Source organism: Anaerovibrio sp. (genome assembly GCF_051866355.1).
GTDB lineage: Bacteria > Bacillota > Negativicutes > Selenomonadales > Selenomonadaceae > Anaerovibrio.
Map to the genome: position 1 here is coordinate 2,926 of NZ_JBJDWZ010000173.1, position 14,880 is coordinate 17,805.

At 55.1% G+C, this 14,880-nt stretch carries 13 protein-coding genes; all 13 read left to right on the plus strand.

The annotated features are described in order from the left end of the window. Positions 1-160: 160 nt before the first annotated feature. The gene (gene purF / locus ACI3UA_RS09045) at positions 161-1,603 is read left to right on the plus strand and encodes an amidophosphoribosyltransferase (RefSeq protein WP_439724490.1); all 1,443 of its coding nucleotides are present in this window, start codon (positions 161-163) and stop codon (positions 1,601-1,603) included. Positions 1,604-1,678: 75 nt separating this feature from the next. Beyond that, positions 1,679-2,728, plus strand: coding sequence for a phosphoribosylformylglycinamidine cyclo-ligase (gene purM, locus ACI3UA_RS09050; protein ID WP_439724491.1), 1,050 nt, complete (start codon positions 1,679-1,681; stop codon positions 2,726-2,728). After that, positions 2,721-3,335: a phosphoribosylglycinamide formyltransferase gene (gene purN, locus ACI3UA_RS09055; RefSeq protein ID WP_439724492.1), complete on the plus strand. Its 615-nt coding sequence runs from the start codon at positions 2,721-2,723 to the stop codon at positions 3,333-3,335. The genes purM and purN overlap by 8 nt, the downstream gene beginning before the upstream one ends. A 34-nt stretch (positions 3,336-3,369) precedes the next feature. Then, positions 3,370-3,963: an IMP cyclohydrolase gene (locus ACI3UA_RS09060; protein WP_154407703.1), complete on the plus strand. Its 594-nt coding sequence runs from the start codon at positions 3,370-3,372 to the stop codon at positions 3,961-3,963. Beyond that, positions 3,963-5,243 (plus strand): phosphoribosylamine--glycine ligase, encoded by a 1,281-nt coding sequence (purD, locus tag ACI3UA_RS09065; protein ID WP_439724493.1) that lies wholly within the window; start codon positions 3,963-3,965, stop codon positions 5,241-5,243. The genes ACI3UA_RS09060 and purD overlap by 1 nt, the downstream gene beginning before the upstream one ends. Positions 5,244-5,542: 299 nt before the next feature. Beyond that, complete coding sequence (locus tag ACI3UA_RS09070; RefSeq protein ID WP_439724494.1) at positions 5,543-6,853, plus strand: circularly permuted type 2 ATP-grasp protein; 1,311 nt, start codon at positions 5,543-5,545, stop codon at positions 6,851-6,853. Further along, positions 6,835-7,524, plus strand: coding sequence for an alpha-E domain-containing protein (locus tag ACI3UA_RS09075; protein WP_439724495.1), 690 nt, complete (start codon positions 6,835-6,837; stop codon positions 7,522-7,524). The genes ACI3UA_RS09070 and ACI3UA_RS09075 overlap by 19 nt, the downstream gene beginning before the upstream one ends. An 84-nt stretch (positions 7,525-7,608) precedes the next feature. Then, positions 7,609-8,400, plus strand: a complete 792-nt coding sequence (locus ACI3UA_RS09080; RefSeq protein WP_439724496.1) for a transglutaminase family protein — start codon at positions 7,609-7,611, stop codon at positions 8,398-8,400. A gap of 125 nt (positions 8,401-8,525) precedes the next feature. Then, positions 8,526-9,449 (plus strand): M14 family metallopeptidase, encoded by a 924-nt coding sequence (locus ACI3UA_RS09085; protein ID WP_439724497.1) that lies wholly within the window; start codon positions 8,526-8,528, stop codon positions 9,447-9,449. A 3-nt stretch (positions 9,450-9,452) separates the two neighbouring features. Continuing rightward, positions 9,453-10,409, plus strand: coding sequence for a M14 family metallopeptidase (locus tag ACI3UA_RS09090; RefSeq protein ID WP_439724498.1), 957 nt, complete (start codon positions 9,453-9,455; stop codon positions 10,407-10,409). A 173-nt stretch (positions 10,410-10,582) separates the two neighbouring features. After that, positions 10,583-12,682 (plus strand): transglycosylase domain-containing protein, encoded by a 2,100-nt coding sequence (locus tag ACI3UA_RS09095; protein ID WP_439724499.1) that lies wholly within the window; start codon positions 10,583-10,585, stop codon positions 12,680-12,682. 23 nt (positions 12,683-12,705) lie between these two features. Next, on the plus strand, positions 12,706-13,926 hold the full coding sequence (gene tyrS / locus ACI3UA_RS09100; RefSeq protein WP_439724500.1) for a tyrosine--tRNA ligase: 1,221 nt from the start codon (positions 12,706-12,708) through the stop codon (positions 13,924-13,926). Between the two features lie 61 nt (positions 13,927-13,987). Then, positions 13,988-14,719, plus strand: a complete 732-nt coding sequence (locus tag ACI3UA_RS09105) for a YebC/PmpR family DNA-binding transcriptional regulator (RefSeq protein ID WP_439724501.1) — start codon at positions 13,988-13,990, stop codon at positions 14,717-14,719. The last annotated feature ends 161 nt before the right edge of the window (positions 14,720-14,880 follow it).

The following is a 14,880-nucleotide window of genomic DNA, read 5'->3' on the forward strand; positions in this document are numbered from 1 at the left end:
ACCGTAAGCCATGTAAAATAATAGACTATATAAAACAATAAACTATACAAGCTGACAGACTAGACAAGCTGAATCGCGCAAATAAGTTAATAAGCTATATTAACAGCCTGCTTTTCATTGGCAGGCGGTTCATAATAAGGTTAGGAGAAAAAGAACAATAATGTACAGTGTAGAAGTTGAAGGAAACAAGTGGAAAGAGGAATGCGGCGTTTATGGCGTGTATTCCCGTTCCGCTGATGCTGATGTTTCCGGTATGACCTATCTGGGATTGTATGCCCTGCAGCATCGTGGTCAGGAGAGTGCCGGTATTGCCATTACTGATGGTGCATGGATGGACGTGACCCGTGACATGGGTCTGGTAAACGAGGTTTTCCGCCACCAGATTCCTCACATGGACAACCAGTATATCGCCATCGGCCATGTGCGCTATTCCACCACGGGCTCCAGCATGCTGGCCAACACCCAGCCATTGATGGTGAACTATTCCGGCGGCAAAATCAGCCTTGCCCACAACGGCAACCTGACTAATGCAACGGAAATCCGCCGCGAGCTGGAGGAAACAGGTACTATTTTTCAGACTACCATTGATTCCGAGGTTTTTGTCAACCTGATTGCCCGCTCACGCAAGGCGACCGTCGAAGAGAAAATCATCGAGAGCCTCAACAAGATTGAAGGTGCTTACTGCCTGACTATCATGACCGCGAACAAGCTGATTGGCGCCCGTGACCCGCAGGGCTTCCGTCCGCTGTGCCTGGGCAAAATCGGCGAGGATACCTGGATTTTGTCCTCCGAGAGCTGTGGCCTGGATGTGGTGGGGGCGGATTTCGTCCGCGACATTGAGCCGGGCGAAATGGTGGTTATTGACGATGATGGCGTCAAGAGCTATAAATTCGCCGAGCCGAAGCTGAACATGTGCGTGTTTGAGTACATTTATTTTGCCCGTCCTGACTCCGTGCTGGACGGCCTCAGCGTACACGAGGCACGCTTTGAGATGGGCAGGGTGCTGGCAAGGGAAACCAACTACAAGGCAGACATTGTTATCTCCGTGCCGGACTCCGGCAACACTGCCGCTTCCGGCTATGCCTACGAATCCGGCATTCCTTATGTGGAGGGACTGGTAAAGAACCGCTACATCGGCCGTACCTTTATCCAGCCTACCCAGAAGAAGCGCGACACGGCAGTAAAGCTGAAGCTGAACGCTATTTCCTCTGCCGTCAGTGGCAAGTCCGTGGTGATGATTGATGACTCCATCGTCCGGGGCACCACCAGCGGCAAGATTGTCCGCATGCTGAGAAATGCCGGTGCCAGGGAAATCCACATGTGCATCAGCTCGCCGCCGATTGTTTATCCTTGCTACTACGGCATTGATACCTCCGTCCGCAAGGAGCTGATTGCCGCTACCAAGAGCGTGGAGGAAATTCGTGACTATATCGGGGCTGATTCCCTGCATTTCCTGTCCCTGGACGGCCTGAAGCACTGCATGAGGAAGCTGGGGCCTGACCACATGTGCTATGCCTGCTTTGATGGCGGTTATCCTATCGAGCAGAAGTCCGCATCCCCGGCGGAGCATGACAAGTACGTTTTTGAACAGCGCAAAAAATAAGTGTGCGCCTGATGCGATTGGGTATTTCCGCGGGGAAATGCCGTGCCGTGTATGATAAATTGTATGGAGGATTGTATGGAAAAGAAACTGACTTATAGAGATGCAGGTGTGGACATCGACGCCGGCAATCTGTCCGTAAAGCTGATTAAGGACAGCGTAAAGGCTACCTATCGTCCGGAGGTGCTGGGTGACCTGGGCGGCTTCGGCGGCCTGTTTGCCATGAGCACCAAGTACAAGGAGCCTGTGCTGGTATCCGGTACGGACGGCGTCGGCACCAAGCTGCGCTTTGCCTTTATGTTGAACAAGCACGATACCATCGGACAGGATGCCGTGGCCATGTGCGTCAATGATATTCTGGTGCAGGGCGCGGAGCCGCTGTTCTTTTTGGACTATCTGGCCGTGGGCAAGCTGGAGCCGGAGCAGGTGGCAGACGTTGTCAGGGGCGTGGCCAATGCCTGCAAGGAGTCCGGCTGTGCGCTGATTGGCGGCGAGACTGCCGAAATGGCCGGTTTCTACGCCGAGGGCGAGTACGATATCGCCGGTTTTGCCGTAGGTGCTGTGGAGAAGTCCAAGATTATCACCAGCGAGAAGGTCAAGGCAGGGGATGTAATCCTGGGCCTGCCATCCTCCGGCGTTCATTCCAACGGCTATTCCCTCGTGCGCAAGATTGTCTTTGATGTCAAGGGCTTCAAGGGCGACGAGTACATCGACGAGCTGGGCAAGACCATCGGCGAGGAGCTTCTGACACCTACCCGCCTTTATCCGAAGTCCTGCCTGCCGCTGATTGAGAAGTTCGACATTCACGGCATGGTGCATGTGACCGGCGGCGGCTACTATGAGAATATTCCGCGGGCCCTGCCTGATGACATGGGTGCCGACATCGATGCAACGGCATGGCCTGTACCGCCTATCTTCAAGCTCCTGAAGGAATGGGGCAACGTGGACTGGCATGAGATGTACCGCACCTTCAACATGGGCATCGGCATGATTATTATCGCTTCTGCTGATGAGGCGGAGAAGATTAAGGCTGATCTGCAGTCCCGCGGCGAGGCCGTTTATGAAATCGGCAAGGTAACTCAGGGCAGTCATGAAGTAATTGTTAAGGGCGGCGTATTTGATGAGTAAGCATATTTTAGGTATTCTCTGTTCCGGGCGCGGCTCCAACATGCAGTCCATCATGGCGGCCATTGAGTCCGGCCAGATTAAGGCGGAAATCGGCATCGTCCTCACGGACAAGCCGGAGGCCCGCGCCCTGCAGGTGGCAGGGGAGGCAGGGATAAAAAGCGTCTGCGTAAACCGCAAGGCGTGCGCCAGCCAGCAGGAATTCGAGGAAAAGCTGGTGGCGGAGCTGAGGGCCGCCAATGTTACGTTGGTGGTGCTGGCAGGCTTTATGCGCATTCTCAGCCCGTATTTTGTGGATGCCTACAGGCATCAGATTTTGAACATCCATCCGTCCCTGCTGCCGTCCTTTGGCGGCGCCCACGCCCATCGGGATGTGCTGGCCTATGGCACCAAGGTATCCGGCTGTACCATTCACTTTGTGGATGAGGGCATGGATCATGGCCCGATTATTTTGCAGGACACCGTGCCTGTGCTGGACGGGGATACGGAGGAAACGCTGGCCGCCCGCGTGCTGGAGAAGGAGCATATTCTCTATCCGAGGGCCATCGAGCTTTTTGTGGATGGCAGGCTGGAGCTTCTGGATGATCGCCATGTCCGTATAAAAGAATAATTTTACATATAATATGCAAAAGGAGATAACTACTATGAAAATCAAGCGTGCATTAATCAGTGTATCCGACAAGACAGGTGTGGTAGAGCTGGCACAGAAGCTGCATGCAGCAGGCGTGGAAATCGTTTCCACCGGCGGCACCATGAAGGCTTTGAAGGAAGCAGGCATTCCTGTTACCTATGTCAGTGATGTTACCGGCTTCCCTGAGATTATGGACGGCCGCGTAAAGACCCTGAATCCTTATATTCACGGCGGCATTCTGGCTGTGCGTGACAACCCTGCCCATGTAAAGGCCATGCAGGAGCATAAGATTACCGGCATTGATATGGTAGTAGTAAATCTCTATCCATTCAAGGAAACCATTTCCAAGCCTGATGTTACCCTTGCCGAAGCCATTGAGAACATCGACATCGGCGGCCCTGCCATGATCCGTGCGGCGGCCAAGAACTTCAAGTTTGTTACCGTTGTCACCAATCCGGCGCGCTATGACGAGGTAGCGGCATGCGTGGCAAAGGACGGCTGTGTGGGCGGCATGCTCCGCATGCAGCTGGCCCAGGAGGCTTTCCAGCACACGGCAGAGTACGATAACTGTATTCAGAATTATCTGATGGAGCAGGTGAACAAGTAATGAATATTTTAGTAGTAGGCAGTGGTGCCCGTGAGCATACACTGGTATGGAAGCTGGCACAGAGCAAAAAGGCTGACAGGATTTATGCCGTGCCGGGCAATCCGGGCATGGCGGAGCTGGCGGAGTGCATCGAGGGCGTGTCTATCACCGACAACGCGGCTCTGGTGAAGCTGGCGCAGGAAAAGCATGTGGAGCTGGCGGTGGTCGGCCCGGAAGTGCCGCTGACCAACGGCGCCGTGGACGCCTTTAACGCCGCAGGCATCAAGGCCTTTGGCCCGGTGCAGGCGGCGGCCGAGATTGAAGGCTCCAAGTCCTTCTCCAAGAATCTCATGAAGAAGTACAACATCCCGACCGCCAAATACGAGGTGTTCACCGAGGCCGAGGCGGCCAAGGACTACATCAGGGCAGAGGGTGCGCCTATCGTCATCAAGGCTGACGGACTGGCGGCAGGCAAGGGCGTTATTGTGGCCATGACTTTGGATGAGGCCCTGGTTGCCATTGATGAAATCATGGGCGACAAGGCCTTTGGCAGTGCGGGAAGCCGCGTGGTTGTTGAGGAATTCATGGCCGGTGAAGAGGTTTCCGTGCTGTGCTTCACCGATGGCAGAACCATCCTGCCGATGGTTCCGTCCCAGGACCACAAGCGCGTCTTCGACAATGACAAGGGGCCGAACACCGGCGGCATGGGTGCCTATGCACCGGCCCCTGTGGGCACGCCGGAGCTTCTGGCACAGGTGCAGAAGGAGATTCTGGAGCCGACCATCAAGGCCATGGAAGCAGAGGGACGTCTGTACAAGGGATGTCTGTATGCAGGCCTGATGGTGACGGAGCAGGGGCCGAAGGTGGTTGAGTTCAACGCCCGCTTCGGCGACCCGGAGACACAGGTGGTACTGCCGCTTCTGGAGAGCGATCTGGTTGAGGTAATGCTGGCCTGCATCGATGGCAAGCTGGCCGAGACCGAAGTGCAGTGGAGCAAGGGCGCGGCTGTGTGCATCGTCATGGCGGCCGGCGGCTATCCGAAATCCTACAACAAGGGCGACGAGATTAGCGGCCTTGCCGATGTGGCGGCTGACGGCAGTATGGTGTTCCACGCGGGCACTTCTGCCAGGGACGGCAGGATTTTCACTAACGGCGGCCGTGTACTGGGCGTGGTCTCCAAGGCCGATGGCATCAAGGAGGCCGTTGACAAGGCCTATGCCGGCGTAGCGAAGATTTCCTTCAAGGATGCTCATTTCCGCCATGATATTGCCCACTGGGCACTGGAAAGGCTGGCAAAATAAATATCAAGGCACAATTGGCTTATGCTTGTGCCAAAGCACCTATGAGAACTGATTCAACGGTTTTCATAGGTGCTTTTCTATTTTTGGAATATCCTGTTGCGCCGCAACATTTTTGTTATAGTTGCCATGTGAATTATGTATACATGTCCAATGACTGCGGATATGTGTTGACAAATGAAAGCTATAGTTGTATTATAGTCCTATAAATATTTAAAGAATTTAGGCAGGACAATGAAGTCTGTAAATGAACTTCCTTGTCCTGCCTTTTTGTTTTGCATTTTTCAGAGGGGATGATGTGTATGGAAGAGTTGCTGGCGCACAAAGAAGAAATTAACCGCCTGATGGCGCGTTATGGTGTCAAGTTCGGCATTTACAAAAACGGTACATTCAAGGAAAGGCTTTTTCCCTTTGACCCTATTCCGCGGGTGATTCCTGCCGACGATTATGACAGGCTGGAAAAAGGGCTGGTACAGCGGGTGACGGCGCTGAATCTTTTTCTGAAGGATATCTATTCTGAAAAGAAGATTATCAAGGACGGCGTTGTGCCGGAGGAATTTGTCTACCGTTCACCGGGCTATCTGGCCCAGTGCGAGGGCGTCATGCCTTCCAAGGGAGTGTACAGCCACATTTCCGGCATAGACCTGGTATTGGGCAAGGACGGAGTGTGGTACATACTCGAGGACAATCTGCGCATCCCGTCCGGCGCTTCCTATCCCCTGATTGCCAGAAATCTCTGCCGCCGCTGCAGTCCGGAAACCTTCCGCCAGAATCGCGTGGTGGACAATCGTGACTACGGACGGCTGCTGCGCGAAACCATGGACTATGTGAACACCGGCGGCATCAATGTCATTTTCACGCCGGGGCGCTACAACGCCGCCTACTTTGAGCATTCCTTTCTGGCAGAGCAGACCGGGGCGGTGCTGGCGGAGCCTGATGATTTGTTTGTCAGCAATGACAAGCTGTATTATCGGGGCAATCACGGCACCATACAGGTAGGGGCCATTTACCGCCGCATCAGTGACGAGTATCTTGACCCGCTGTGCTTTGAGCCTACCTCCCTGATAGGCGTGCCGAACATCATGGAGGTTTACAAGGCAGGCAACGTGGGCCTGATGAATGCGCCTGGTAACGGCGTGGCCGATGACAAGGGCATTTATTACTTTGTGCCGAAGATGATTAAGTATTATCTGGATGAGGAGCCGGTTCTGAAAAATGCGCCGACCTTCCTGCCTTTCTATGAAGAGGATATGAAATATACCCTTGACCACATGGAGCGGCTGGTTATCAAGGATGTGGCCGAGGCCGGCGGCTACGGCGTTATTTTTGGCCGGGATCTGACCCGTGAACAGCTGCAGGATTTGAAGGAAACCGTCAAGAGGGAGCCGCGCCGGTTCATTTCCCAGGAGGTAATAGACTTTCAGGATCTGGAAATCGTGGATGGCGGAACCACTGTCGAGCGCAAGGCGGATTTGCGTGCCTTCGTGCTGGCAGGGGAAACCACCCGTGTCTGGCCCAGCGGCCTGACGCGCTTTTCCAGGCGGCCTGACAGCTTCGTAGTCAACTCATCACAGGGAGGAGGATTCAAGGACACATGGATTTTATCTCATTAAGCAAGACGAACAGATTATTCTGGCTGGGGCGTTATTATGAGCGGGTATCCCTTTCCATCCGCCACATGATGGGCGCCTATGATGCCATGATTGATACGAATACCTTTGACTATGCCGAGTATTGCAGGCAGATTGGCATTTTCAACAAATACGAAAGCGTGGAGGATTTTTTCCAGCACTATATCTTTGATGTAAACGACCCTGACTCCATCAGGAGCGCGGCGGAGCAGATGCTGGGCAACGGCATGGTGCTCAGGGAAACCATCGGTTCCAGCACCCTCGCCTACCTGCAGATGGCGGTGTACACCCTTGATGAAGGGGCAGAGGATGAGGTTATCGGCCTGAAGCTGTTGCAGGTGCTGGACAATATCATGGCCTTTCGGGGCAGCTATGACGATTTTATTGCCGAGGATGCGGTGCGCAACACCATCAAATGCGGCGCCAGCATCGAGCGCCTCAGCTACACCCTGCGCACGGGACTGAGGGAGGAATTCCTGCTGGAAGAACTGCAGAAGCTGCAGAAGCGCCTGACGTGGAGCAACCTGCAGACGGCGGCACTGCCGTTGCAGAGCGTCATCCGCATGGAGCGCATTCTGGACGGCAGGAATCCGGAGGATGAGATATCCAGGGAGGATTTTCTCAACGCGGTGGAGGGCCTGTTCCTGGTATAAGACGGGGCGCAGGTCTTTACAGTAAGCAATAACGGGTAACAACGAGCAACAACGAGCAGGAGCGGGGGAGCCGGAGGCGATGTCATGCAGAAGCTGAAATTTTTATTTCTCACAAAGCTGGATTTTTCCAGCATGATAGGCGAGCATCATTTTGTACTGCGCTGTGTGCCGCAGGTTCTGCCGGAACAGCAGGTGATTGATCTGGACATGAAGGTGATGCCGCAGTCATGCACCGGCGTGTTCAGCACGGACAGCTTCGGCAATCAGGTTTTCGCCGGCAGCCTGCTGGCTCCCCACAAATTCTTTTATTACCGCGTCAACGGCGAGATTATGCGCGATGATGCAGAAAAGCGGCAGGAAGCGGCCGCGCCGTACATGCGGTACCCTACAAAGCTGACCAGCCCGTCAGATGAAATCCGGCTGTACGCAGATGAGCTGTGGCGGCAGGAGCTGAAAGCGTGCCGGGGTGACAACTATGCGGCCGCCTCACGGCTGAGCGAAATCATCTACAGCACCTTTTCCTATGAGCCGGGAAGCACCAGCGTATACACCACCGCGGCGGAGGCTTTCAGCCAGAAGCGCGGCGTATGTCAGGACTATGTGCATGTCTTTCTGGCCATAGCCAGGCTGTGCGGCATTCCCGCCCGCTACGTCAGCGGCCTGCCCTTCGGGGAGGGTGCCACCCATGCCTGGGTGGAAATCTGGCACAACGGCCTGTGGTACGGGCTTGACCCGACCCGCGGCTGTCTGGCGGACGAGGGCTACATCAAGCTGAATGTAGGGCGTGATTTCAACGACTGTCCTATAGAGCGGGGCGTATTCCGGGGACAGGCGGATCAGCTTCAGACCACCTATATGAAGGTGGATATTTTGTAGTGCATCAGGCAGGAAAATAAAAAAGGTTTTGATATTATCGAGTATATTGTATATTATATATTATATGCCTGTGTAATGTACCTGCAAAAAATACACAAAATACAGATTGAGGATTGTGATGTTGAATGGTTGAAGATGTGGTAAGGCTGAAACTGCCGGTGAGCGAGGAGCTGGCGATTCAGAAAAACGTAATCAAGGGTGAAAGAGGCCCGGGCAAGCGCATCTGCGTGATTACCGGCACCCACGGCGACGAGCTGGAGGGGCAGTACGTGGCATGGCAGCTGGGCCGTATTCTGGCGGAAAAAAAGGCGGAGCTTTCCGGCAGTGTGGAGATATATCCGTCCCTGAATCCTATGGGCATCAGCACCATATACCGTGGACTGCCGGGCTTTGATCTGGATATGAACAGGATTTTTCCGGGCAGTGAGAACGGCTCCATGTACGAATATGTAGCCAAGAAGATTGTGGATGATATTCAGGGGGCGGATCTGGCGGTGGATATCCACGCCAGCAATATTTTTCTGCGGGAGATTCCCCAGATACGCATCAACGAGCTGACGGCGGACAAGCTGGTGCCGATGGCCAGCCACATGAACATGGATTTAATCTGGGTGCACAGCGCGGCCACGGTGCTGGAAAGCACGCTGGCCTGGAGCCTGAACAGCATCGGCACGCCGTGCCTCGTGGTGGAGATGGGTGTCGGCATGCGCCTGACCGAAGAATACGGCGACCGCCTGACGCGGGGCATTCTGGCCACCATGACCAAGATGGGCATGCTGCCTGACTACAAGGGGACGATTCATCAGCCTATCATCAGCCATGACGGCAACGTGGGCTATATCAACGCCAACCAGTCCGGCATTTTCATGCCGGAGGCAAAGCACGGCCAGTATCTGAAAAAGGGCCAGCTGGTAGGCGTGATTGCGGATACCCTGACCGGCGAGGTCAGGGAGGAGCTGCGCAGTCCGAATCAGGGCCTGCTGTTCACCCTGCGGGAGTATCCTGTCACATTGGCAGGTTCCCTGATTGCCAGAGTTTTGGAGGTGTAAGGCATGGAGAAAAAGACAATATTCACATTTTCCGCCCTGCCCTACAGACAGAAGATTCCTGTAGATGGCTATTATTTTGGCGGTCAGGCAAAGTCCCTTGCCATCGTGGGCTCCACCAGGGGCGATGAGTATCAGCAGATTTTCGTGTGCGGCCTTTTGATTCAGGCGCTGAAAAGGCTGGAAGAAGCCGGGGATTTTGCCGGTGACGCAGGCGTGGTGGTCATTCCCAGCGCCAGCCAGTTTTCCATGAACGTGGGCAAGCGGTTCTGGCCGATGGACAACACGGATATCAACCGCATGTTCCCAGGCTACGATCAGGGTGAAACCACCCAGCGGCTGGCAAACAGCATCTTTGAAGAGGTCAGGAGCTACGAGAACGGCATACAGCTGGCCAGCTTCTACCTGCCGGGAGAGTTTGTGCCCCATGTGCGCTACATGAACACGGGCTACCACAAGTCTGACGACGGCATGGCCTTCGGCCTGCAATATCTCATGACGCGGGAACCGGCGCCAATTGATACCACCACCCTGAACTACAATTGGCAGGTCTTTGGCACCAATGCCTTTTCCATCTACGCCAAGTCCACGGACAGGATTGACCCCAAGGCGGCCCGCAGGGTGGTGGCGGCCATCCTCCGCTACATGCGCCACAAGGGCATGCTGAAAGCGGAGCTGAAGCTGCCGGCCGGCCGGGAAACCGTCAAAATTGACGGGGCGGGCCTGCAGAAAAAATTCTCCGGCGCGGGAGGCTTCGTGCATTTCAATCTCAAGGTGGGGGACTACGTGGACAAGGGAACTGCCGTGGGGCAGATTTTTGACCCGTTCACGGCGGAATGCCTGGAAGAGCTGAGGGCGCCATGCTCAGGCCAGCTCTTCTACGTGCGCTCGGAGCAGGTAGCGGTGGCGGAGCATGAGCTGATGTTCAGCGTGACGCCTATTGAGCAGGTAGTTGTTATCTGACGCGGCCGGATTATGCGTCAGGCTGTCTGTCAGGTATATATCACATATATTAAATGAAGAAAGGACGCCGTGCATATCGTCAGATTTGCCGGCGGCTTTTCTTTTTTTATACACAAATCATGTAATTTGTGATAGAATATATTCTGTATTTGTGTGTGACTAAGGAGGCATATATGGAAAAGCGTACAGGAGCAGCCCAGAAATCACGGCAGACCCATAAGCCGCCCCAGCGGGTTAGTGGCAGCCGTATTCTCCTCATCGTTGCCGTGGTGATTACGGTGATGATTGTCGGCGTGGGCTGTGGTTTTTTAACAGCTACCTTAAATACCAAGCAGGATCTGGAGGATGTAAGGCCGGCGGCTTCCTCCCAAATTTATGATATTAATGGCAATGAGCTGGCCAATGTCCATGCAGAGCAGAACCGGGTGCCGGTCAAAATCAGCCAGGTGCCGGAGCATCTGAAGGATGCTTTTATCGCTGTGGAGGATGTGCGTTTTTATGAGCATTCCGGCGTGGACCCCAAGGGCATCATGCGCGCCGTGTTTGCCAATATTACCAACAAGGGCGTGGCAGAGGGCGGTTCCACCATCACCCAGCAGCTGGCCAAGAACGCCTATCTGACCCAGGACAGAACCTACAAGCGCAAGGTGCAGGAGGTTTTTCTGGCACTGCAGCTGGAAAGGAAATACACCAAGGATGAGATTCTTGAGCTGTACCTGAACCAGATTTACTTCGGGCAGGGAGCCTACGGCGTGCAGGCGGCGGCCAAGACCTATTTTGGCAAGGATGTCAAGGATCTGGATTTGAACGAGTGCGCCATGCTGGCGGGCATCCCAAAGAGCCCGAATTACTTTTCCCCGCTGAACAATCTGCAGGCGGCCCAGGAAAGAAAGGCCGTGGTGCTTGACCAGATGGCCAAGTACGGCTATATCAGCGCCTCTACGGCGGCCAAGACCAAGGCGGAGAACATGAATCTGGTGAAGCCGCAGAAGCAGGAGGCCGGCGGCGGGCTGGCGTCCTATTTCATTGACTACGTGACCCAGCAGATGATTGAGAAGTACGGTGCGGATGCCGTATATCAGGAGGGCCTGAAAATCTATACCACGCTGGATGTGGACATGCAGAAGGCGGCGGAGGCGGCCATGCAGAATCTGCCGGTTCACTCCACCGACGGCAGTGGCAACCAGCAGCCGCAGGCGGCGCTGGTGGCTATCGAGCCATCCACCGGCTACATCAAGGCCATGGTGGGCGGCCGCGGCACGGACCAGTTCAACCGTGCAACCATGGCTGAACGCCAGCCGGGCTCTTCCTTCAAGCCGTTTGTCTTTGCGGCGGCGCTGGAAAACGGCCTGACGCCATCCTCCACGGTGGAGGACAAGCCTATCAATATCGGCGGCTGGCAGCCGCAGAACTACAGCCGCAATTTCAACGGCACTGTTACCATGCGCTATGTGGCGGAGCAGTCGCTGAACGTGCCGACCGTCAGGATTGCGCAGGAAGTGGGCATGGAAAAGATTATCTATCTGGCGGAAAAAATGGGCATTTCCACCTTTGTCAAGGAAGGACGTGCCAATGATATGAACTATGCTGTTTCCATCGGCGGCATGACCAAGGGCGTAACGCCGCTGGAAATGACCAGCGCCTACGGCACCTTTGCCAATGACGGTGTGCATGTGGAGCCGGTGGCTATCGTCAAGGTGCTGAACCAGAAGGGCGAGGTGCTGGAGGAGGCGCATCCGAGGTCGGAGCAGGTGCTGAAAAAATCCACGGCCAGCAACCTGACCAGCATGCTGATGGGTGTTATTGCCCGCGGCACCGGCACGGGAGCGAATATCGGCCGTCCGGCGGCCGGCAAGACCGGTACCACGGATAACTATCAGGATGCCTGGTTTGTGGGCTATGTGCCTGATCTGGTAGCGGGCGTCTGGGTAGGCTGTGATGACAATGCCCGCATGGGCAGCATGACGGGCGGCACGACGCCGGCCACCATCTGGAAGGCCTTTATGTCCAAGGTGGTTCAGACCATGCCGAACAAAAACTTTAACGGCGCTTATCTGACAGAGGTGGAAAAGCCTGTCAAGATTGAGGATAAGGACAAGAAGGACGACAAGGAAAAGGATGACAAGGACAAGAAACAGGCCAAGGACGCCAAGCCGCAGGACAAGGGAACGGCTGACGGCGGAAAGGCCCCTGCCGCACCGGCCCAGGATGCGGCACCTGCTCCGACAGCGCCTTCACCGGTGCCGGGGGGCGGCGGCAAAAAGTCCAACTAATATGATGGGAGAGATATAGTAAAGTGACTAATAGTATTTTTGATGTTTTGAAGGAGCGGGGCTACATCGCCCAGTGCACCAATGAGGAAGAGGTCAGGAACATGCTGGCCAATGAAAAAGTCACCTTCTATGTGGGCTTTGACCCCACGGCTGACAGCCTGCATGTGGGGCATTTTCTGGGGCTGATGGTGATGGCGCACATGCAGAAGGCCGGCCATCGCCCTATCTGCCTGGTAGGCGGCGGCACCGGCACGGTGGGCGATCCTTCCGGACGTACCGACATGCGCAAAATGCTGACGGACGAGGATATTGAGTACAACTGCAGCCGCTTCAAGGAGCAGATGGCGCGGTTTATTGATTTCAGCGACGACAAGGCCCTGATTGTCAACAACGGCGACTGGCTGAGAAAACTGAACTATATTGAGCTGCTCAGGGATATCGGCCCTCATTTCACGGTCAACCGCATGCTGGCGGCCGAGTGCTACAAGAACCGCATGGAGAAGGGGCTGACCTTCCTTGAGTTCAACTACATGATTATGCAGTCCTACGATTTTCTGGAACTGCACCGCCGCTACAACCTGAAGCTGGAAATGGGCGGCGACGACCAGTGGTCCAACATCATCGGCGGCGTGGAGCTGACCCGCCGCAAGACAGGGGATGCGGTGTACGGCCTGACCTTTACCCTCCTGACCAAGAGCGATGGCAAGAAGATGGGCAAGACGGCCGGCGGCGCATTGTGGCTGGACAAGGCAAAGACCCCTGTCTACGATTTTTATCAGTATTGGCGCAACGTGGATGATGCGGATGTGGAGAAGTGCCTGGCGCTCCTGACCTTCCTGCCGATGGAGGAAGTGCGCCGCCTGGGCGGCCTGCAGGATGCGGCCATCAATGAGGCAAAGGCTGTGCTGGCCTATGAGGTGACGAAGCTGGTGCATGGCGCGGAGGAAGCTGACAAGGCAAAGGCGGCGGCCGAGGCAGTGTTTGGCGGCTCCGGTTCCAATGAGAATATGCCGACTATTGAGCTGGCTGGTGAGGGTGCAGGCAGGAAGCTGCTGGACGTTCTGGTGGCCGGCAAGGTGTTTGCCTCCAAGGGCGAGGGACGCCGCCTGATTCAGCAGAACGGCCTCTCCCTGAATGACGCCAAGGTGGCTGATGCGGATTATGTGCTGGCGGATGGCGACTTCCACGATGGGGAGGCTATTGTCAAGAAGGGCAAGAAGAAGTTCTATCGGCTGGTGAAATAATTACATATAATATTAATTTGATTTTATATACAAGTACAAGAAAAAAGGAGCATGAATATTAATGTCAGGACATTCTAAGTGGGCAAATATCAAACGTAAGAAGGGTGCAAACGACGCTATCCGCGGCAAGATTACTACCAAAATCGGCCGCGAGATTACCATTGCCGTGCGCATGGGCGGTGCTGACCCTACCGGCAACATGCGCCTGAAGCTGGCTCTCAGCAAGGCAAAGTCCAACAATATCCCGAAGGACAACATCAACCGCGCTATCCAGAAGGGGCTGGGGGCTTCCGATGGAAGCAACTATGAGGAGCTGACCTATGAGGGCTATGGGCCGGGCGGCACAGCTATCATGCTGGATATCCTCACCGATAACCGCAACCGTACGGCGGCTGATATCCGCCATATCTTCTCCAAGCATGGCGGCAATCTGGGCGAAACCGGCTGTGTAAGCTGGATGTTCAAGAAGAAGGCCGTCTTCGTGGTGGAGAAGGAGAGCTTTGATGATGAGGACGCCCTCATGGAGCTGGTGCTTGAGGCTGGTGCCGATGACCTGAAGAGCGAGGATGATGTGTTTGAGATTACTGCCGAGCCGGAGGCATTTGATGACATCGAGGCGGCTCTCGGGGAGAAGGGCATCGAGACTGTGTCTGCCGAGGTAACTATGGTGCCGGACAATACCGTAAAGGTTGAGGGGGATGCCGCTGTCAAGATGCAGAAGATGCTGGATGCACTGGATGAAAATGATGATGTGCAGGAAGTGTACGGCAACTACGAAATGGATGAGGAGTAAGCTCCTGAAATAACAACCGCAATATAACGCGAGCAGGGTACGGTAGCCTCGAAAACCCGCTCTCGCTCTTAGTCGTGCCTCACGCTGCTAAGCTCACGCTTCGCTGGCGCTCGCATTCGCTAAGAAGCGAGGCGCGACAAAGGTTTTCTCCGGCTACCGTA